This window comes from Rhizobium rhizogenes NBRC 13257 (assembly GCF_000696095.1).
GTDB classification, from domain to species: Bacteria; Pseudomonadota; Alphaproteobacteria; order Rhizobiales; family Rhizobiaceae; genus Rhizobium; species Rhizobium rhizogenes.
The window spans coordinates 191,334-210,850 of the sequence record NZ_BAYX01000008.1 but is presented as its reverse complement, the minus strand read 5'-3'; the positions used below and the strand labels follow the sequence as shown (position 1 = coordinate 210,850).

The window sequence follows — 19,517 nt, the reverse complement described above, 5'->3', positions numbered from 1 at the left end:
GAAAACAAAAGGGCGCGAACCATCGCCCTAATTGGCCGCGTCCGCATCCCGAAGCGGGCAGCTCCGACCAATCGTCTCGCTGACGAAATCCATCACTGCCCGGATCGCGGGCGAGCGGCGGAGATCGGGGTAGGTCACGAGCCAGAGGTCGCGCGTTGGCGAAGGGATGGCCGTCGACAACCGCGTGAGGGCCGCCTCGCCGTCACCCAGGAAGGCGGGGAGAGCTACGACGCCGAGACCCGCGCGCGCTGCCTCCAGCTGGCCGAAGATATCGCCGGCGCGGAAGACGATGGGGCGGCCGGCCAGCAGGCTGCGCAGCCAGGTCTGCTGCGTCAGATGCTCCAGCGCCGCGTCATATCCGATGAAGACCCAGTCCTCCTCCGGTGTCTCGGCAATCTCAGGTATCGCGTAAAGCCCGAACCGCATCACGCCGATGCGCCGCACCAGGAGGTCACTCTCCTCGGGGCGCGTCATACGCACGGCGATGTCGGCTTCGCCGTGATCGAGCGCCGCGCGCCGCGTCACGCCGGCGATGGTCAGCGTAATGTCGGGATGCTCGGCACGGAAGCCGACTGCTTTTGGAGCAATCAGATGGGCGGCGATGGATGGTGGCGCGCTGATCTTGACGGCGGCGGACAGGCCGGCGACGGCGCTCTTCGAATACCGCCTGATCGCCTCGACATTCTCCTCCATGCCGGTCACCAGCTCGGCAATCGCCCTGCCATCGGCCGTGAGCGGCGAGGTGCGCGGCCGGCGGTCGATCAGGCGAAGGTCAAGCGTGCGCTCCAACGCGGCGATGCGCCGGCCGACGGTGGCATGGTCCACGCCAAGCTCGCGCGCCGCCGCCGAGAGCGAGCCGGTCCGCGCCAGAGAGGCAAAATGAAGAAGGTCCTGCCAATCGATCATCTGTGCATTATTGCACAGATATGGTGAGCTCATACCGAATTTATTCAGGCGCAGCTTTGTGATCAAAACTGCGTCTGAAAGGAGACTACCTCTATGCCCCTCGCCATTGCCATGAACAGCCCCGGCGGCCCCGAGACGATGCAGCTCGTTGATCTCCCCGTCACCGAGCCCGGTCCCGGTCAGGCCCGCATCCGCCAAAGCATCTCCGGCGTCAATTTCGTCGATATCTATATTCGCTCGGGTCTTTACCCACGACCACCCGGCCAGACCATTCTCGGCTTCGAGGGCGCCGGCATCGTCGATGCTATTGGCCCCGACGTCGAAGGCCTGAAGGTCGGCGATCGCGTCGCCTATGTCGGTCATCCGCTCGGAAGCTACGCCGAGATGCGCACCCTGCCCGCCTCGCGGCTGATAAAGCTGCCCGATGGCGTCAGTGAGCGGCTTGCCGGCAGCACGATGCTGCGCGGGCTGACCGCGCAGATGCTGCTCCACAAGGTCCATCCCGTGCAGCCAGGCGAATGGATCCTGGTGCATGCGGCCGCCGGCGGCGTCGGGCAGATCGTCACCCGCTGGGCCAAGCGGCTCGGCGCAAACGTCATCGCCACGGTCGGCTCGGAAGCCAAGGCGGAGTTTGCCTATGAGGCCGGCGCCGACACTGTACTCCTGCACACATCCGAGGATTGGGTGGAGGAAACCCGCCGCATCGCCGACCGCCGGGGCGTGCATTTCGCCATAGACGGCATCGGCGGCGCGATGCTGTCGCAGACGCTCGCCGCCGTGCGCCCCTTCGGCATGGTCGCCAGTCTCGGACAGCCCGCCGGCCCCATCCCGCCGATCGAGATCGAGGAATTGACCGCTCCTCGGGCCATCGCGCTTTCTCGTCCGAGCGTGCTCGTCTATGCCAACGATCCCGACCTTTACCGGCAAGGCGCGGAGATCCTCATGGCGGAACTGCAGGCCGGCCTGATCAATCCGATCGGCGCGGAATACACGCTCAAGGATGCGGCCATCGCCCATGCCGATCTGGAGGCCGGGCGGACGACGGCAAGCGTGGTTTTGACGATGTGAACTGCGGGCAACACAATCGCTTGATCCCGTCAATGGTCTTTGCTGCATAGCAGCACTTCCATTGACCGGACCCGCTTTTGCCTGATACCAATTGGGCGTGGCATCGCTGCCATTTCCATCCGGTATAACCCCCGACCCGTCGTGGCAAACAGCATGGACACCGCTTGACCGGTGCCCGCAGGCGATATCTCGTGAACACTGCCTCTCAGACCATCCAGTCCAACTCGGCACTGACCCTAATCTCCATCGTCGCGCTGACCTTCTTTGGCTATCTGGCCATCGGCCTGCCGCTTGCGGTGCTGCCGACTCATGTCGACAGCGGCCTCGGCTTCGGTGTCGTCTGGGCCGGCATCGCCATCAGCACGCAATATGTGGCGACCATTGTCAGCCGCGCACAAGTCGGCCGGTTGTGCGACCAGTACGGGCCGCGCCGTTCGGTCTTCCTCGGCTTTTTCGCCTATGGGCTTTGCGGCACCCTGACGCTGGCATCGGCGCTTGTGACGGACATTCCGGCGGCGAGCCTGTCGCTGCTGCTTGCCGGACGTCTGGCGCTCGGTATCGGCGAAAGCCTGGTCAGCACGGCAGCGATCACCTGGGCAATCGGCCTGATGGGATCGCGCGAAACCGTCCGCATCATCTCGTGGAACGGCATCGCCACCTATGGCGGCATCGCCCTTGCGGCCCCCTTCGGCGCCTGGCTGGAGGGGCAATACGGCTTCGTTGCCATCGGTGCTGTGACGATCGGCCTGGCGATTGCCGGTTTGATGCTGGCGCAGACTCGGCCACCGGTGCCCGGCATCAAGGAAAAGGGCATCGGCACCGGCCAGGTGCTCGGCCGCATCCTGCCTTATGGCGTGGCGCTGGCACTGGCCTCCAGCGGTTTTGGCGTCGTCATGGCCTTTGTCGCCCTGTTTTTCCACAATCGCGGTTGGGACGGGGCTTCACTGGCATTGAGCGCCTTTGGCCTCGCCTTCATGGGCATCCGCCTCGGATTGGCGCAAGCCGTCGCCCGCTTCGGCGGCTTGCCGCTAGCGCGTATCTCGCTGGTGCTGGAGATCGTCGGCCTGCTGACGATTGCCCTTGCTCCGACGCCCACGGTCGCGATCATTGGCGCAGCCCTTGCCGGCGCCGGTTTCGCGCCGGTGTTCCCGGCGCTCGGCAACGAGGCGATGGCACGCATTCCGCCGCAGAATCGCGGCGTGGCGCTCGGCCTCTATTCGATGTTCCTCGATGTGGCACTCGGAGGCACCGGCCCTATCGCCGGCATACTCGCCGATCACTTCGGCTATACGGCGCCCTTCCTCCTCGGCGGCGGCGCCGTCCTGCTCAGCCTTGCGATCTGCTTCTGGCTGCGCAAGACCAGCAACGCATAGAGCCAAAGGCTTCGCCAAGCCGAAGCCTTTGATCCCGCCGCCCGATAATCGTTGCGCGAAACGACCACGGCTTGGTATGGACCTGCGACGATCACAGCTGGGAGACAGGCGCATGAACATCACCGAAATCGTTCTCGAAGGCGATACCACGGGGATCGCATGGCGGCTGCCGGTGCTGCATTTCACAGGCAGCAAGCCGGATGCTCCGAAGATCTACATCCAGGCTGCGCTGCATGCCGGCGAGTTGCCGGGCACGGCGCTTGTCCATTTCCTTTGCGAGCGGCTGCGGCAGGCCGAAGCAGATGGCGCGCTTCTGCGTGATATCACCGTCGTGCCGCACGCCAACCCGATCGGTGCGGCGCAATCGCACTTCGGCGAGATGCAGGGCCGCTTCGACCTGGGCTCGCGAACCAATTTCAACCGCGATTTCCCGCTGATCTCGCTACGCGATCGCCATCTACTGATCGCAAACCTGGAGCGCTATTCCGCCGTCGATCGGCTGAAGCGGCAGCTGATCCACATGGCGCTCGGCGCCGATCTGGTGATCGACCTGCATTGCGACGACGAATCCCTGCAATATGCCTATATCGACGACGCCTTCTGGCCGGAGGCCGCCGATCTGGCGGCAGCGCTGGACATGGATGCCGTGCTCCTGTCGGACGGCGAAAGCTCGGCCTTCGAGGAAGCGGTGAGCTTTGCCTGGAAATACGAGGTGCCCGGCGAGAAGAAAGCACAGCTGCCAGGCAAGTTGTCGGTCACCGTCGAGCTGCGCGGCACGCGCGATGTCTATCCGGAGATGGCCCGGAAGGATGCTAAAGGGCTCTGGCGCTTCCTTGCCGCGCGTGGCGCGGTCAGGGACGACAGCGTCACCCTCTCCGCTTTCACCGGCCCGGCCGTGCCGCTCGATAATGTCGAGATGATCCGCGCGCCACAAGCCGGAACCGTGCTTTTCCATCGCAATATCGGTGAGCGCGTCGAGGAAGGCGATCTGCTGGCGACGATCATCACCGCGCCCGGCATGCAGAACGGGACGATCGATGTTCACGCTCCGCAGGCAGGCCTCATCGTCACCCGCGTCTCCGACCGCCTCGTCCGCCGCCGTGGCGACCTGATGAAGATCGGCTGCGACCGACCGAGTGCCGCCGCCCGCAAGCCGGGAACGCTGGAAGACTGAGGCGCCTCAGCGATCGCCGATGACCTTGCACCGCATGGTGAAGGCGATGACGGTGGCCTGGCGGAGAAGCTCGCCGACATTGCGGATCAGATTGAGTACTGCGGCAAGACGCGGCTGGTTGAGCGATGCCGTCTTTCCAAGGAATACGCGATTTCCTGTCATGGTCATGCCTCCGATCGGATTGATGCAGGCGATGTTTCCCGAGCATCCTTTGCGGAACAGAGATCACGTCCGCTGGATGGAAAATATATGTATGCAGTGTGCATATATATGAAGCGAATGTCAAGCCGATAAATTTTGTGCCTCAGGTCATGAAAGTGATCGGACAACGCTGCTGATCGCAGACCCCCTGGTCGCAGACGCGGCAGACCACATCCTGGTCCGCGCCGAGATCGACCAAAGTCGGCAGAAGCTTTTCCGCCAGCCGGCCCAACTCTCGCGTCTCTTGCGCATCCAATGTTGCGAAAGCGCGATGGATGACGGCACGGCGGGCGCCGAGGCTCTTGTGGAAGAGCGCGCTGCCGGCCTCGGTCAATTGCAGCGACTTTGCGCGCCTGTCTCCTTCGACGCCGCCGGCGCGCAGCACAAGGTTTTCGGTGACAAGCTGGTCAACGAGGCGGACGGTGGCGGAATGAGAAAGCGCGATCATCCGGCGCAATGTCTCGATCGTCATCCCCGGTTCAGTGCCGATCTGGATGATGGCAGCAATGGTGCTGGGACCAAGGCCGGTTTCGTCGGCAAAGGCCTTTTCCATCTTGTCGACCAGAGCCAGGCTCAAGGCGCCAAAGATGTTCTCCAGCCGCAATGTCTCTCTATCAACGGTCATGCCTAAGTTCCGAGCCACAAATATGCATGATGCATATTTATAGGCGTTTCGATTGGGACCGCAACGGGGACGGCGAACCGCTACACCGCCCTGCGGACTTTCATCCATCTCCGCTCGCGTGCTAAGCGATAACATACAGCAAGAGACGGAACCGATATGACCATCACCATTTACGGCATCAAGAATTGCGACACGATGAAGAAGGCGCGGACCTGGCTTGAGAGCCACGGCATCGCCTATGACTTCCATGATTACAAAGCCGCCGGCATCGACCGGGATCATTTGGAGCGCTGGACAGCGGAAGCCGGCTGGGAAATCGTCCTCAACCGCGCCGGCACCACTTTCAGGGCGTTGCCCGAGGCAGACCGCGCCGACCTCACGAAAGACAAGGCCATCGCCCTGATGCTGGCCCAGCCTTCGATGATCAAGCGCCCGGTGCTGGAAGCGGATGGACAATTGCTGATCGGGTTCAAGCCGGAGATTTATGCGAGTACCTTGAAAAGCCAGTAAGGCTGAGAGGCTTCCAAACTGATAGCATATATGCTATCAAATCATCATGAAGGTTGTCGTCGATACGAACATCTTTGTCTCAGCATTGATGAATGCTGACGGGGCGCCCCGCCGTGTCATTCGTCTTTGTCTCGAAGGTAGTTTGCTCCCACTGATCGGTAATGCTCTGTTTGCTGAGTACGAAGATGTATGTGGAAGAGATACCCTTTTTGACGACCGGCTAATATCGAAACAAGATCGTATGACGTTGCTAGATGCCTTCCTCTCAAGTTGTTTGTGGACGCCTATATATTATCTATGGCGACCAAACTTGCGTGATGAAGCCGATAATCATTTGATCGAACTAGCGGTCGGTGGCGGTGCCTCGACTCTGATAACGGCAAATAAGAGAGACTTCGCACGAGCAGAATTGCTGTTTCCGCAGTTGGAGATTCGTACAGCGGGTGAATTCCTTGCCCAAAGGAGGCTTTGACATGAGTACACTGACAATCCGCCTTCCAAACGATCAACACGAGCGACTGAAGGCTCTCGCCGCTGCCCGTGGCACGAGCCTCAACAAGCTCTTTGAAGAACTTTCAACGAAAGCACTGACTGAGTTCGACGCCGAAACTCGCTTCCGTCTCAGAGCGGCAACCGGTGACAAGGCACGCGGATTGGAAATTCTGGAAAAGCTCGATCGCATTCATTCCAAACGTGGATGAACTCATACTGTTAAACACATTGGTATCCGCATGTCCAAGACCACCCGCGCCACGCAAGTGCTGACCCAGGCCAAGGTCGCCTTCACGGTTCACGCCTATGACTACGATCCCAATGCCGAGCGCGTCGGCATGCAGGCGGCGGAAGCTTTGGGCGAAGAACCGCATCGGGTGTTGAAGACGCTGATGGCGGAGGTGGATGGCAAGCCGGTTTGCGTGGTCGTGCCTTCCGACCATGAAGTCAGCATGAAGAAGCTTGCCGCCGCTTTCGGTGGCAAATCGGCTGGCATGATGAAGCCCGTCGATGCCGAGCGGCTGACGGGCTATCATGTCGGCGGCATCAGCCCTTTCGGCCAGAAGAAGATCGTGCCGACTGCGATCGAAGCGCAGGCAATGACCGAATCATACGTCTATATCAACGGCGGCCAGCGCGGCCTTCAGGTTCGATTGAGCCCTCAGGACGCGCTCAGGGTTCTGAAGGCCAATGCGGCGCCGCTGATCGCCTGATCAATCGCTGCGGCAGACAAACTGCCTTCATTTTCACCGCAAACCGGTCTAAGTCTGAGGACCGTTTTCCGATTCCCAGCACGCAGGTTTTGCCATGACGTCAGCCTCCAACCACCATCCCGTCGATACCGCCAAGCTGGAAAAGCTTGCCGAAGTGGCCGTGAAGGTCGGGCTGCAATTGCAGGGGGGCCAGGATCTTCTCGTCACCGCGCCGGTCGCGGCGATGCCGTTGGTGCGGCTGATCACGCGCGAGGCCTACAAGGCCGGCGCGGGGCTCGTCTCAACTTTTTACTCGGACGAGGAAACCACGCTCGCCCGTTACGAATACGGCCATGACGAGAGCTTCGATCGCGCGGCGAGCTGGCTCTATGAAGGCATGGGCAAGGCCTTTGCCAACAATACTGCGCGGCTCGCCATTTCCGGCGACAATCCGATGCTGCTCTCCGGCCAGGATCCGGCCAAGGTGGCGCGCGCCAACCGCGCCAATTCGGCCGCCTACAAACCGGCGCTGGAAAAGATCTCCAATTTCGACATCAACTGGAACATCGTCTCCTACCCGAACCCTTCCTGGGCCAAACTGGTCTTCCCGGACGATCCGGAAGTGATTGCCGTTGCCAAGCTTGCCAAGGCGATCTTCTCGGCTTCGCGCGTCGATGTCGAGGACCCGGTGGCCGCCTGGGCCGAGCACAATGCCAATCTGCGCAAGCGGTCGGAATGGATGAACGGCCAGCGCTTCGCCACGCTGCATTTCCAGGGTCCGGGCACCAACCTGAAGGTCGGCCTTGCCGATGGTCATGAATGGCATGGCGGCGCTTCGACGGCCAAGAACGGCATCACCTGCAACCCCAACATCCCGACGGAAGAGGTCTTCACCACGCCGCATGCGCTGCGCGTCGAAGGCCATGTCTCCTCGACCAAGCCGCTGTCGCATCAGGGCACGCTGATCGACAATATCCAGGTGCGCTTCGAAGGCGGGCGCATTGTCGAGGCCAAGGCAACGCGTGGCGAAGAGGTGCTGAACAAGGTGCTCGACACCGACGAGGGCGCACGCCGGCTCGGCGAAGTGGCGCTGGTGCCGCATTCCTCGCCGATCTCGGCCAGCGGCATTCTGTTCTACAACACGCTGTTCGACGAAAACGCCTCCTGCCACATCGCGCTCGGCCAGTGCTACTCCAAGTGCTTCGTCGACGGCGCAACGCTCAGCCAGGAACAGATCACGGCGCAGGGCGGCAATTCCAGCCTGATCCACATCGACTGGATGATCGGCTCTGACAAGGTCGACATCGACGGCATCAAGCCGGATGGCTCCAGCGTGCCGGTCATGCGCAAGGGTGAGTGGGCGTAAGCAAGGACGGAACTAGAGGGCGGCCAGAGCCGCCCTGACCCGAGCGAGATGAGCCAGATGCCCAGCTTCACTGACGCGGTCCATGTCGTGCAGGGTCAGCATGCGGAAATCGAGCTGCTTGGCGCAGAAGGCGGCAATGCCGCGCTTCAGCAGGCGGCGCACCGGGTTGCCCATATAGAAATGGACGATCCACCAGGGCGAGCCGGTCGTCGTCAGCGCCCAGAACAAGCGGATATTGGTGAGTTTCGGCACGATACGGCCGCCGGCGGCATCGTGGCTGAAAGCGATGCCGGGCGCGAAGGCGCGATCGAAGAAGCCCTTGAGGATGGCCGGAAAATTGAACCACCATTGCGGAAAGACCAGTATCAGCCCATCGGCCGCCTGTAGCCTCGCAACGATATCCGCGACGCCGGCGGTGTCGTAGGGCTGATCGAAATAACCGCGCCGCTCGGCCTCGGAGAGGCGCGGATCGAAGCCCTCGCGATAGAGATCGAGCAGGTCGACCTGATGCCCGCCGGCTACGAGCGTCTCCTTTGCCGTTTTCGCCACCGCTGCGGCAAAACTATCCTCCAGCGGATGGGCCAGAACCAGCAGGATGCGCATTAGAACAGGCTGCCCTGGTTCGACGGATCGGCGGAACCGGCCGGTTTCGCAACGCGCTTCTTCTGTGGCGGCACGCCGGTCGGCGTCTCCGTGGGTGCTGGGGCGACGGAATTGTCTCCGGTGACTGCGCCGACACGACCGTCGGCGAATTCGATTGAGATTGCCGCACCAGTGGCGAGCGCCGCGGCCAGCGACACCGGCCGGTCGGCCTCGTCACGCACCACGGCATAGCCGCGCTTCAGCACGTTCTTGTAGGAGAGCGATTGCAGCACGCGCTCCTGCGCCGCCAGTTCACCACGCGCTCGCACCAGCTGATGTCGGATCGCCGTATCGGTGCGGCGGGAAAGATTGCCGAGCAGATCGCGGGCACGTCCGGTCTGCGTCTCCAGCCGCGAGGGCAGCGTCGCGAAAACCGCGTCGGCGCGGCCGATGCGGGCGCGGGCGCGGTCGATCATCCGCTCGATGGTGCGCTCGGCGCGGGTCATCCGCTCGCTCAGCATCTGACGCCGCTCCACGATGCGGTTCGACAGGACATCGGGCCGCAGATGCGAGGCGGCACGCTCAAAGGTGCGGCGCTTGTTGAGCGTATTCAGCTCGAGCCCGCGACCGAGGCCGGAAGCCGCCTCATCGAAGCGGCGGCGCGGCAGGGCCAGAAGCTGGTCGAGCGAGGGAAGCGCGCGCAGCAGCGCGCGCACCGCCTGCCGGCGCTGGTCCATCTGCCTGCTCACGCCTCCCTGCAGGCGGGCGGCAAAGCTTGCGAGCTGCGCTTCCAGATCGGCCTTGACCGGCACGGCCATTTCAGCGGCTCCGGTCGGCGTCGGCGCGCGCACATCGGCGGCATAGTCGATCAGCGTCCAGTCGGTCTCGTGACCGACGGCGGAGATCAGCGGGATTTCACTTGCAGCGGCAGCGCGCACCACCGCCTCGTCGTTGAAGCTCCAGAGATCCTCAAGGCTGCCGCCGCCACGGGCGACGATCAGCACGTCCGGACGCGGCAGCAGGCCACCAGGCTCAAATTCGTTGAAACCACGGATGGCGTTCGCGACCTCGTCGCCCGAACCCTCCCCCTGCACCTTCACCGGCCAGACCAGGACATGCACGGGGAAACGATCGGAGATGCGGTGCAGGATATCGCGGATGACCGCGCCGGTCGGCGAGGTGACGACGCCGATCACCTTGGGCATGAACGGGAGCCGGCGCTTGCGCTCGGCATCGAACAGGCCTTCGGCACCGAGCTTGCGCTTGCGCTCTTCGAGCAGCGCCATCAGCGCGCCGGCACCGGCCGGTTCCAGCGTTTCGATGACGATCTGGTATTTCGAGGAGCCGGGGAAGGTCGTCACCTTGCCGGTGGCGATGACTTCCATTCCCTCCTCGGGGCGGAATTTCAGCTTCGAAAATGTGCCTTTCCAGATCACCGCGTCGATGCGGGCGCGGTCGTCCTTCAGCGAAAAATAGGCGTGGCCGGAAGAATGGGGCCCGCGATAGCCGGAGATTTCACCGCGCACGCGCACCTGATCAAAGGCGCTCTCGACGGTGCGCTTGATCGACCCGGACAATTCCGAGACGGAGTATTCCGCAAGATTCGACGGCGAATCATTCTCAAAGAAGCTGCTCATACGGTCTTTTATCCGAACTTGCCGAAAATGCGGAGATTCAAAAAGTGCCGCTGCGTCCTTTGCACGTCCAATAGGACCCGTGGCGAAGTGAGACTTCATCAGACGTTAACCCTATCCACAAAGCCTTTCTTAGCCATCCCCGTGTAATTCTGTGCAAACTGGTTCTTGGTAAAGAGGAGGTGGAGCGATGATATTCGTAACCGCCACGATCATTGGAATTGCCGCCGGCCTACAGCGCTCGGCGATCGTCTCGATCCTGGGCGCGGCCCTGGTGAGCGTCGCCTTCATGGCAGCCGTCGCCGTCTCGATGGTTCCACCGCCGCTGACAACATTGTTCATCGCGCTCGGCGGCTACAATCTCGGCTTTATCGGTTACCTCATCACGCTCGACGTGCTGGAACACCAGCGACGGGCCTGAACGGCACGTTCAATCCTGCGGCTTGAACCGGAAGAACCGCACGTCCGACTTCGCCGCTGCCGGGATCGGCTCCAGATAGGCGGGCACATGACCCTTGCCGAGCTGGGCATAGAGTCCCTCCGGCTTCAGCTCCGAAACTTCCTGCACCTGCGGGTCCCCGGGGCAAAAGGCAAGCAACGTCACATGCGCGCCGCGCAGAAAGGCTTCCGCCTCCTTCGGCTCGGCAAGGCCGATATGCAGTTCGGTGAGCATCCCATCGGGATCGCGATGATAGGGACCTGAGAGCGTGCGATGTGGCGTGAAGCGCAGAAGGGGCGAGCCCATATTCGACGGCGCGGAAACGACGCCGGGGGCGAGACCGGCGATCGGCGCAAAGGCTTCCCTTGAGGCGCAGTCTCCCGTCTCGTCCACATTGGCAGCGAAACTGTTTGTGACCCCATTCTTGGCAAGCGCACCGCCGACGGCCCAGACAGCCGGTACGGAAAGCAGCGTGACGACAACATACATCACGGCGGCGCGAACATTCTTCGTGTCGGCGGCGGAAACGCGGCGAAGCTCAGCCAGCAGGATGGCGAGCGGCGGAATGGCGAGCAGATTGGAAAACTCCGCCCCGCGCACCTGCACCAGCGCGATGATCCAGTTGACGGCGACCAGGGCCAGGAGAACCGCATGCAGCCGGACGCGCTCGCCGCGTAGCATGCGGAAAACACAAAGCAGGATCGCCAGCAAGCCGGTAAAGTAGAAGGCGCCGAGCGTTTCCGGCTGATGTTGCGTCAGTGAGAAAATCGACTGCGCCTCGGTGACCTTGTTCAGCCAGAGCTGCACCAGCATCGGGTCGAGATCGGCGAGCGGATTACGCAGGCATTGCGGCGCGATCACCAGGGTCGTCGCGAAGACGGCGGCGCCATTGGCCGCCAGTACCGCCAGGCGCCACGGCCGCGGCAGGCGGCTGGCAAACAGCGCCGACAGCAGCAGGCCGGCGCCGCCGACGCTGGTGATGCTGTAGAAGCCGAGCGAGAGGTTGTCGCAGGTGACTGCGGAATAGAGATGCGGCGGCACCAGCGCGAAGAAGGCAGCGCTGACGGCAATGGTCAGCGTCAGGGCGAAGGCGCGGGCGGCGGGCGCGAAGACCTCGCCATCCCAGGCCCAGAGACCGGCGACGGCCATGCAGGCGACGGCGACGAAGGGCGTCGTCTCCGCGCCGATGCCGAGCGCGATGGCAAGGGCAATCGCAGCAATGGCGAAATTGCGCGGACGGTAGCTCTCGTCCGCCAGCATGGCGACGGAGAGCGCGACGAGACCGAGCTGCACATTGTCATGATCGATCGAGCCCGGCATGAAGCGGCGGGACGTCAGCACGAAGAGCGTCGTCAGGATCAGCGAGAAATGCATGCCCTCGACGCCGGCGATCCGGCGGCCGGCAAGCCCCATGAAGGCCATCAACGGCAATACCAGCATCAGCGGCCAGACAGTGAGCGCCGCCGCTTCCGCGCTTTCCGGCGCGAGAAACAGCCGGAAGAAGGCAATCAAGCTGGCGATCGGCAGGTCGATGAAGCGCGACCAGTGCATCAGCGTCCCGCCATCAAGGCCGAGGCGATATTGCATCATGTCGAACCAGCCCTGGCCGCCAAGGAGATCGCGCACTTCGACCAGGCGCATGACGTCATCATTGTCGGGGCCGACATAGTCGGTGGCATGGCGATTGAAGATCAGCAGCACGACGATGGTGAAGAGCGTGTAGATCAGCGCGACGAGCCTCGGCCGCGACCAGAGCGACGGTACTTCCGTTTGCGCCGTAACGGCCGCTCCGCGCGTTACTGTCAGCGTCTGCGCCATCTCGATAAAACCCCGTATTCGAAGGACATCCGGGGCGCCACGCTAACCGCTGGCAATCAAGAAAGCGTAAAGCGGGGCAATGCGGCTGCAAATATCACGATAATGTTCCCTCGCAAGCCGCAACCTGCCATTTTTCGCCCACAGCCCTAGGGTCTTATTAACGCGCAACGGGATAGGTTCTCGTCCAATAGGTCGCAAGTGAAAGTCACGCGTAGGAACTGGCCAGAGACCATGTGGAACGAGAAGCTGAACATCGCCGTCCTCCTGCCCTGCTATAATGAAGCCGCCACGATCGGCGACGTCGTCCGTGGCTTTCGCAAGGCACTGCCACAGGCCGGCATCTACGTCTACGACAACAATTCCACCGACACCACGGCGCTGCACGCCATGCTCGCGGGCGCAACAGTCGTGCGCGAGCGCCGGCAGGGCAAAGGGCATGTGGTGCGCCGCATGTTCGCCGATATCGACGCCGACATCTATCTCATGGCCGATGGCGACGGCACCTATGCGCCTGACGATGCGGAGGAGCTGATCCGCACGCTTCTGACCGAAGGCTCCGATATGGTGGTGGGCACGCGCCGCGGCGTCCACGACGATGCCGGCCGCCAGGGACATGCCTTCGGCAACCGCATCTTCAACTGGCTTTACCGCACCATCTTCGGCCCCGATTTCACCGACATCTTCTCCGGCTACCGCGCTTTCTCCCGCCGCTTCGTCAAGAGCTTCCCGGCCGTCTCCGGCGGCTTCGAGATCGAGACGGAAATGTCGGTGCATGCCTCCCGGCTGAAGCTGCCGGTCAGCGAGCTGGAGCTCGACTACGGTCGCCGGCCGGAGGGGTCGCATTCCAAGCTGTCGACCTTCCGCGACGGCTGGAAGATCCTCTGGATGTTCGCGATGCTGATGAAGGAAACGCGGCCCTTCGCCTTCTTCGGCATTCTGGGCGCCATTTCCATGGAGATGAGCATCGGCTTCATGATCCCGGTCTTCGTTGAATATTTCGAGACCGGCCAGGTCTTGCGCATGCCGACCTGGGTGCTCTCCATGGCGCTGATGATGATTTCCTTCATGCTGTTCACCGCCGGGCTGATCCTCGACTCGGTCGCCCGTGCCCGTGCCGAACAGCTTCGCATTCACTATATGAGCCTGGCCAAGCCCGCATCTCACCGGATTGATGATGAGCAAACGGTCTACATGACGAAACACGAGAAGCCGGCAAGCCGGAGAAAAAGGGCCAAGGCTGCATGAAGAAGCTTCTTCGCTTCCTGATCGCCGGCGGCGTTGGCTTCGTGGTCGATGCGGGCGTGCTGCATTTGCTGCTTTGGTACACGCCCTTCGGCCCATTTGTCGGCCGGGCGGTGTCCATACCGAGCGCGCTGCTCGCCACATGGTTCCTCAACCGCAATTTCACCTTTGGCCGTTCCGGCCGCTCGCTGGCGGCCGAAGGCTTCCGCTATGGTTCGGTCGGCCTGACCTCGGCAGTGCTGAACTATGCCCTGTTCAGCTCGCTGCTGGTCGCCGAGCCGAGCTTGCGGCCGATCATCGCATTGATCCTGGCATCAGCGGCAGCGACGGCATTCAGCTTCTTCGGCTATTCGCGCTTCGTCTTCCGCCACCGGCAAAATCCCTGAAATTCCGGGTCAGACCGGTTCCCATCCATCCTTTTCACTGGCGCGATAGATGGCGTCGATGACCTTCTGATTGAGCTTGGAGCTTTCGAGCGACACAACTTCGGCCTCCTTGTTGCCGAGAGCGGCGGACGCGAAGGCTTCTGCTTCGCGCCTGTACTGGCGGCTGTCGGGGAAGCGGAAAATCTGCGATTCCGTGTGGCTGCGATTGGTCAGCTCCAGCTCTTCGGCGCCATAACGGTCGGCATTGAAGGGGGACTTCACTTCGATGAAGCCTTCCGTGCCATGGAAGACCATGACCTGGCGGTTGGCCATCTGCGTCGAGATATAGAAGCTCATATCGAAATCGCCGAAGTCGGCCTTGACGCTGGAATAGATGTCCGTGCCGAATTCCGGATCGCGCTCGGTGACCGCCTGGATGCGCAAGGGCTCGCGGCCGGTGACGAAACGGGCTGATATCGTCGGATAGACGCCGATATCGGGCAGACCGCCGCCGCCGAGCGCCGGGATGTTGCGCAGGTTGCCGGCATCACGGTTGAAATAGGTGAAGGCGCCCTGGATATGGCGCAGGCGGCCGATGGCGCCATCCGCCAGAAGCGAGCGCACCTTCCGCCAGACCGGCGCATAGGTCACCATATAAGCTTCGCTCACCAATACCTTGTTGCGGTCGCGGGCGGCGATCAGGCTGTCGATCTCCTCGGCCTTCAGCGCGATCGGTTTTTCGCAGAGCACATGCTTGCCGGCGTCCGCCGCCTTGATCGTCCACTCGACATGCTGCGCCGTCGGCAGCGGAATATAGACGGCATCGATCTTGTCGGAGGCCAGCATCTCCTCGTAGGAGCCGAAGGCATGCGGCACGGAGAAGCGATCAGCCATCTGCCTTGCCCGGGCGAGATCGCGGCTGGCAACCGCCGTCACAACGCAATTTTCCGCATCCTGAATGGCGGGCACGACCAGATCGCGGCCAATCTTCGCCGTCGACAAGATTCCGAAACGCAACATGATTTTCCTCCTGGAACATGATCCCGAAGCGACGGTCCGCAGGGCGTCAAACGCGGCGCGGTTTTCGGCTGGGATCCTATGACATTGATGGACGGAGCGAAACGAGGGAGGCGTCATCGCTCGAATGAAACCGGGGTGGACCTTATTCGGCCCTTAGCGACGGCGCAACGGCTTGGAACGACGCGCCGCCAAAAACATGCAAAAGCTCCGAAAGTATGGATGGCCGAATTTGTCCTTATTTTGTCCGACACCTGGCTTTCCTGGCTATCTATTGGGATCTAACTTCGGCTATCCTTCAAACACAGGAGATACGAAAATGTCCCATGCCGACACCGCCCTGCTGGTTATCGATGTCCAGGAATCCTTCCGCCAGCGTCCCTACTGGCAAACGGACGACCTGCCCGCCTTCACCAGCCGCTTGCAGGCGCTGATCGACGGCGCCAAGGCGCGTGGCATTCCCGTCGTGCAGATTTTTCATGTCGACGGCGATGGCGACGAGCATTTCAGCCTGAAGAGCGGCTATGTCCGCAAGCTCGAAGAGATCACGCTCGACGCTGACGCCGTCTTCCACAAGCATCGCCATTCCGCGCTGGTCGGCTCGGGTCTCGATGTCTGGCTGGTGGAAAACGGCATCCGCAAGCTGATCGTCTCCGGCATCCGCACCGAGCAATGCTGTGAAACCACGACGCGCCATGCCTCCGATCTCGGCTATGCCGTCGACTACGTCACCGAGGCGACGTTAACCTTCCCGATGACGCATGCGTCGGGCACGGTCTTCAGCGCCGATGACATCAAGAAGCGCACCGAACTGGTATTGGCTGGCCGTTTCGCCCGCATCGCGACGGTCGAAGACGCGCTTGCCTCGACGGCGCTCAGGAGCGCCGCATGAACCAAGGCGACAGACACGTCCATCGCCGCATCATTCCGGTCTATGTCGTCCTGCCGCCCTATACGCTGCTGATGGATGTCGCCGGGCCGATGGAGGTTCTGCGCCGCGCCAATGTCGAACAGGATGACGTCCTGTTCGACTATCGCTTTATCGCCGCCCGGCCGACGCAGACGACGTCGGTCGGACTGCTGCTTGCCGAACTGTCGCCGCTGCCGGATCGTATTCCCGACGGAGCCTATGTCGTCGTCTCCGGCAGCGTCACGCCGCCGTCTGACGCCGATGATGTCGAACCGGAATTGGATATTCTCACCGCCTGGCTGAAGACGGCCATCCGCCCCGGCATCACGCTCGTCACCATCTGTTCCGGCGCCGTGCTCGCCGCCCGCGCCGGCCTGCTCGAGGGCCATGCCTGCACGACGCATGCGGCCTGCATCGAAGAGGTCCGGCACTATGCCCCGACCGCGCGGGTTCTCGACAATAGGCTCTATGTCGAGGATCGCGAGCGCTATTCCAGCGCTGGCATTTCCACCGGCACGGACCTGATGCTGCATATCGCCTCGAAACTCACCTCGCCGGTAACGGCCTTGACGATCGCCCGCCACATGGTCGTCTATATGCGCCGCACCGGCGCCGAACCGCAGCTTTCGCCCTGGCTCAGCGGCCGAAACCATGTCCATCCCGCCATTCACCGCGTACAGGACGCAATCATGGCCGACCCCGCCCATGGCTGGTCGCTGTCCGAACTTGCCCGGATTGGCGCGATGAGCGCGCGGCATATATCCCGGCTGTTCCAGGAGCATGCCGGCCTGTCGGTGACCGCCTATGTCAATCTGATGCGCGTCACCCTTGCCCGCGACGTGCTGACCAATTCGCGTATGGACATGGAGCGCGTGGCGGAAAAATCCGGCTTCGCCTCGCCGCGGCACATGCGGCGAGTCTGGTCGAAATACAACGAACTGCCGCCCAGCCACTACCGGCGATCCGCAGCCGAATAAAGAAATCGTTAGTGGAATTTCGCTGGCCTCGGCGGTAGCCTGCCTTGTCCCTCCCCGCTGGCGCCTCTGACGCCAGCTTCCCACTCAAGTGATTTGGAGATGTATCATGGACCTGCGCAAGCTTGGACGTACCGATCTTTTCGTCGCCCCGATCGTTTTCGGCGGCAATGTCTTCGGCTGGACGGCCGATGAGAAAACCTCCTATGCCCTGCTCGACGCCTTCTTCGACGCCGGCTTCAACACGATCGACACCGCCGACGTCTATTCCCGCTGGGTTCCCGGCAACAAGGGCGGCGATTCCGAGGAGATCATCGGCAAGTGGCTGAAGCAGAGCGGCATCGCCCGCGACAAGGCCATCATCATCACCAAGGTCGGCTCGGACATGGGGCCGGACAAGAAGGGCCTGAAGGCCGATTATATCCTCCAGGCGGTCGACGCTTCGCTGAAGCGGCTGCAGACAGACTATATCGACCTCTATCTGTCGCACTGGCCGGACCCGGAAACGCCGCATGAGGAATCACTCAGCGCCTATGCCAAGCTGAAGGAACAGGGCAAGATCCGCCATGTCGGCTGCTCCAACCTTAACGCCGAGCAGTTGCAGGCTTCCCTCGATGCCGCCGCCAAGACAGGCCTGCCGCGCTACGACGTGCTGCAACCGGAATATAACCTCTATGCGCGCGACAGCTTCGAAGGGCCGCTGGCGGATCTCTGCGTGCGAGAAGACATCGGCGTCATCACCTATTTCAGCCTCGCCGCCGGCTTCCTCACCGGCAAATACCGCACCAAGGCTGATACCGAGGGACGGGCGCGCGAAAACCGAGTGGCTGCCTATCTTGACGACAAGGGCCTGCGCATTCTTGCAGCTCTCGACAAGGTTTCCGACGAAACCGGCTCGAAGCCAGCCGAAGTCGCGCTTGCCTGGCTGCTGCGCAAACGAGGCGTCACCGCCCCGATCGCCAGCGCCACCAGCCTCGGCCAGCTTGACGCGCTGATCAATTCGGCGAAGCTCAAGCTTTCCGACGAGGCCATGGCCCTGCTCGACAAGGCCGGCGAATAGACAAGGACGAACCGATGACCGTGGTCGTGCGCGACGCCAAGCCTGAAGACGAAACCCGCTGGCGCAAGCTTTGGGCCGGATATCTCGCCTTCTATCGCGCCGACGTCGCGCCCGATATCACCGACATGACATGGCGCCGGATATTCGATCCGGTGTCCGCCATGTTCATGCGCGTCGCCGAGGTCGATGGTGAGGTCAAGGGTTTCGCACTGTGCCTGACGCATGAGAGCACATGGATCAGAGAACCGGAATGCTATCTCGAGGACCTCTTCGTCGACGAAAGCACACGCGGCCAGGGCGTCGGCCGAGCGTTGCTCGACGATCTCGTCTCGCTTTGCAAGGGGAATGGCTGGGCGCGGCTCTATTGGCACACCGAAGAGGACAACGCCACGGCCCGCAAGCTCTATGACAGCTACATCAAGAGCGATGGGCTCATTCGTTACCGCATCAAGTTCTAAGCTTTGGCAGCCCTTCGTAGAGAGCCGAATGATCGCCTTCCCAGTTCGCCATGCCCCTCTTGGTCAGCATGCCGCGCGGGCTGACATAGCTCTGGATGGTTCGCATCGGCCGCTCGTGCCACTGGATGTTGAAGGCCCATAGTTTCGGGAAGAAGCAGAGCGAGGCATAGGGCAGGTGATCGTGGATCCACCAGGCCAGCTTCCGCCAATCTCCCTCCTCGTGGCAATGATCGATCAGCCACGGCACGACGACGCAGACGGCGGCGCCCATGCAGTCGTCCAGATCGCGCATGTCCCAAATGTGATGGGCGGCGGTGTGAGGATTGGTCGAGCAGTTCAGCCCGTTCCTGTTGCCGAAGGCATTGACATCAGGGGCGCGATAGCCGGAGCGGATATGCAGCCGACCGAAGGTGGCCTCCAGCGGCTCCAGCAGTTCCTCGCAAAGCCTGCGGCCGCTCTCGATCGCGAGATCAGGATCCTCGGGGATATTGGGAATGCGGTAGAAATCGGCGATCTCCGAATGCAGGAAGTCGCGGAAGAAGAAATTCTTCGACAGCCTGACGCGTCCGAGTTCCTCCAAGCCCTTCATCGATCCCGGCTTTTTCATCCTC

At 62.3% G+C, this 19,517-nt stretch carries 23 protein-coding genes; 15 read left to right on the top strand and 8 right to left on the bottom strand.

From position 1 onward, the window contains the following. Nucleotides 1-27: 27 nt before the first annotated feature. Entirely contained in the window at nucleotides 28-939 is a 912-nt protein-coding gene (locus tag RRH01S_RS19675) for a LysR family transcriptional regulator (RefSeq protein ID WP_234711712.1), read from the bottom strand. Nucleotides 940-999: 60 nt separating this feature from the next. Here RRH01S_RS19675 and RRH01S_RS19670 point away from each other — a divergent pair, with 60 nt between their 5' ends. The 3 genes from RRH01S_RS19670 (at nucleotide 1,000) to RRH01S_RS19660 (ending at nucleotide 4,521) form a co-directional block, all read left to right on the top strand. Further along, nucleotides 1,000-1,974 carry a quinone oxidoreductase family protein gene (locus RRH01S_RS19670; RefSeq protein WP_042473815.1) on the top strand — a complete coding sequence of 325 codons (975 nt, stop codon included), beginning with the start codon at nucleotides 1,000-1,002 and terminating at the stop codon, nucleotides 1,972-1,974. A 191-nt stretch (nucleotides 1,975-2,165) separates the two neighbouring features. Further along, nucleotides 2,166-3,347 (top strand): MFS transporter, encoded by a 1,182-nt coding sequence (locus RRH01S_RS19665; protein WP_042473812.1) that lies wholly within the window; start codon nucleotides 2,166-2,168, stop codon nucleotides 3,345-3,347. A gap of 112 nt (nucleotides 3,348-3,459) precedes the next feature. Next, complete coding sequence (locus tag RRH01S_RS19660) at nucleotides 3,460-4,521, top strand: M14 family zinc carboxypeptidase (protein ID WP_042473809.1); 1,062 nt, start codon at nucleotides 3,460-3,462, stop codon at nucleotides 4,519-4,521. A 6-nt stretch (nucleotides 4,522-4,527) separates the two neighbouring features. Here the strand turns inward: RRH01S_RS19660 and RRH01S_RS34460 are convergent, their stop codons facing one another. Continuing rightward, a complete protein-coding gene (locus tag RRH01S_RS34460) occupies nucleotides 4,528-4,683 on the bottom strand; it encodes a hypothetical protein (RefSeq protein ID WP_007693996.1) in 156 nt (51 codons plus the stop codon). 142 nt (nucleotides 4,684-4,825) lie between these two features. Beyond that, nucleotides 4,826-5,347: a MarR family winged helix-turn-helix transcriptional regulator gene (locus tag RRH01S_RS19655; protein ID WP_007693995.1), complete on the bottom strand. Its 522-nt coding sequence runs from the start codon at nucleotides 5,345-5,347 to the stop codon at nucleotides 4,826-4,828. A gap of 156 nt (nucleotides 5,348-5,503) precedes the next feature. On the opposite strand from RRH01S_RS19655, the gene RRH01S_RS19650 reads away from it, so the two are divergent. The 5 genes from RRH01S_RS19650 to RRH01S_RS19630 all read left to right on the top strand — a co-directional run bounded on the left by RRH01S_RS19650 (nucleotide 5,504) and on the right by RRH01S_RS19630 (nucleotide 8,407). Continuing rightward, nucleotides 5,504-5,857: an ArsC family reductase gene (locus tag RRH01S_RS19650; RefSeq protein ID WP_007693992.1), complete on the top strand. Its 354-nt coding sequence runs from the start codon at nucleotides 5,504-5,506 to the stop codon at nucleotides 5,855-5,857. A gap of 46 nt (nucleotides 5,858-5,903) precedes the next feature. Beyond that, complete coding sequence (locus RRH01S_RS19645; RefSeq protein ID WP_042473806.1) at nucleotides 5,904-6,329, top strand: putative toxin-antitoxin system toxin component, PIN family; 426 nt, start codon at nucleotides 5,904-5,906, stop codon at nucleotides 6,327-6,329. A gap of 1 nt (nucleotide 6,330) precedes the next feature. Then, nucleotides 6,331-6,558 (top strand): toxin-antitoxin system HicB family antitoxin, encoded by a 228-nt coding sequence (locus RRH01S_RS19640; protein WP_007693990.1) that lies wholly within the window; start codon nucleotides 6,331-6,333, stop codon nucleotides 6,556-6,558. 30 nt (nucleotides 6,559-6,588) lie between these two features. Further along, nucleotides 6,589-7,062: a Cys-tRNA(Pro) deacylase gene (gene ybaK, locus RRH01S_RS19635; RefSeq protein WP_012650833.1), complete on the top strand. Its 474-nt coding sequence runs from the start codon at nucleotides 6,589-6,591 to the stop codon at nucleotides 7,060-7,062. 94 nt (nucleotides 7,063-7,156) lie between these two features. After that, the gene (locus RRH01S_RS19630; protein ID WP_012650832.1) at nucleotides 7,157-8,407 is read left to right on the top strand and encodes an aminopeptidase; all 1,251 of its coding nucleotides are present in this window, start codon (nucleotides 7,157-7,159) and stop codon (nucleotides 8,405-8,407) included. Between the two features lie 12 nt (nucleotides 8,408-8,419). Here the strand turns inward: RRH01S_RS19630 and RRH01S_RS19625 are convergent, their stop codons facing one another. Both RRH01S_RS19625 and xseA read right to left on the bottom strand, forming a co-directional pair. Then, on the bottom strand, nucleotides 8,420-9,010 hold the full coding sequence (locus RRH01S_RS19625; RefSeq protein WP_012650831.1) for an NAD(P)H-dependent oxidoreductase: 591 nt from the start codon (nucleotides 9,008-9,010) through the stop codon (nucleotides 8,420-8,422). After that, complete coding sequence (xseA, locus tag RRH01S_RS19620; protein WP_042473802.1) at nucleotides 9,010-10,626, bottom strand: exodeoxyribonuclease VII large subunit; 1,617 nt, start codon at nucleotides 10,624-10,626, stop codon at nucleotides 9,010-9,012. Before xseA ends, RRH01S_RS19625 begins: the two co-directional genes overlap by 1 nt. Before the next feature lie 187 nt (nucleotides 10,627-10,813). Between xseA and RRH01S_RS19615 the strand changes: the two genes are divergently transcribed. Further along, nucleotides 10,814-11,044: a hypothetical protein gene (locus RRH01S_RS19615; protein ID WP_007693980.1), complete on the top strand. Its 231-nt coding sequence runs from the start codon at nucleotides 10,814-10,816 to the stop codon at nucleotides 11,042-11,044. 9 nt (nucleotides 11,045-11,053) lie between these two features. Here RRH01S_RS19615 and RRH01S_RS19610 read toward each other — a convergent pair whose 3' ends face one another. Beyond that, nucleotides 11,054-12,880, bottom strand: coding sequence for a hypothetical protein (locus tag RRH01S_RS19610; protein WP_012650829.1), 1,827 nt, complete (start codon nucleotides 12,878-12,880; stop codon nucleotides 11,054-11,056). A gap of 231 nt (nucleotides 12,881-13,111) precedes the next feature. Here RRH01S_RS19610 and RRH01S_RS19605 point away from each other — a divergent pair, with 231 nt between their 5' ends. After that, a complete protein-coding gene (locus RRH01S_RS19605) occupies nucleotides 13,112-14,125 on the top strand; it encodes a glycosyltransferase (RefSeq protein WP_012650828.1) in 1,014 nt (337 codons plus the stop codon). Beyond that, nucleotides 14,122-14,508 (top strand): GtrA family protein, encoded by a 387-nt coding sequence (locus RRH01S_RS19600; RefSeq protein WP_012650827.1) that lies wholly within the window; start codon nucleotides 14,122-14,124, stop codon nucleotides 14,506-14,508. The genes RRH01S_RS19605 and RRH01S_RS19600 overlap by 4 nt, the downstream gene beginning before the upstream one ends. A gap of 9 nt (nucleotides 14,509-14,517) precedes the next feature. On the opposite strand, the gene RRH01S_RS19595 is transcribed toward RRH01S_RS19600, so the two are convergent. Beyond that, nucleotides 14,518-15,507: a Gfo/Idh/MocA family protein gene (locus tag RRH01S_RS19595; protein WP_042473798.1), complete on the bottom strand. Its 990-nt coding sequence runs from the start codon at nucleotides 15,505-15,507 to the stop codon at nucleotides 14,518-14,520. A gap of 316 nt (nucleotides 15,508-15,823) precedes the next feature. On the opposite strand from RRH01S_RS19595, the gene RRH01S_RS19590 reads away from it, so the two are divergent. From RRH01S_RS19590 to RRH01S_RS19575, 4 genes are all read left to right on the top strand, one after another. Further along, nucleotides 15,824-16,396, top strand: coding sequence for an isochorismatase family protein (locus RRH01S_RS19590; RefSeq protein WP_012650825.1), 573 nt, complete (start codon nucleotides 15,824-15,826; stop codon nucleotides 16,394-16,396). Beyond that, nucleotides 16,393-17,391, top strand: coding sequence for a GlxA family transcriptional regulator (locus RRH01S_RS19585; protein ID WP_007693967.1), 999 nt, complete (start codon nucleotides 16,393-16,395; stop codon nucleotides 17,389-17,391). The genes RRH01S_RS19590 and RRH01S_RS19585 overlap by 4 nt, the downstream gene beginning before the upstream one ends. A 106-nt stretch (nucleotides 17,392-17,497) precedes the next feature. After that, complete coding sequence (locus tag RRH01S_RS19580; RefSeq protein WP_007693966.1) at nucleotides 17,498-18,448, top strand: aldo/keto reductase; 951 nt, start codon at nucleotides 17,498-17,500, stop codon at nucleotides 18,446-18,448. Nucleotides 18,449-18,462: 14 nt separating this feature from the next. Beyond that, nucleotides 18,463-18,906 carry a GNAT family N-acetyltransferase gene (locus tag RRH01S_RS19575; RefSeq protein WP_034520021.1) on the top strand — a complete coding sequence of 148 codons (444 nt, stop codon included), beginning with the start codon at nucleotides 18,463-18,465 and terminating at the stop codon, nucleotides 18,904-18,906. On the opposite strand, the gene RRH01S_RS19570 is transcribed toward RRH01S_RS19575, so the two are convergent. Further along, nucleotides 18,896-19,513 (bottom strand): hypothetical protein, encoded by a 618-nt coding sequence (locus RRH01S_RS19570; protein WP_007693962.1) that lies wholly within the window; start codon nucleotides 19,511-19,513, stop codon nucleotides 18,896-18,898. The two genes, RRH01S_RS19575 and RRH01S_RS19570, sit on opposite strands and share 11 nt — an antisense overlap. Between the last annotated feature and the right edge of the window lie 4 nt (nucleotides 19,514-19,517).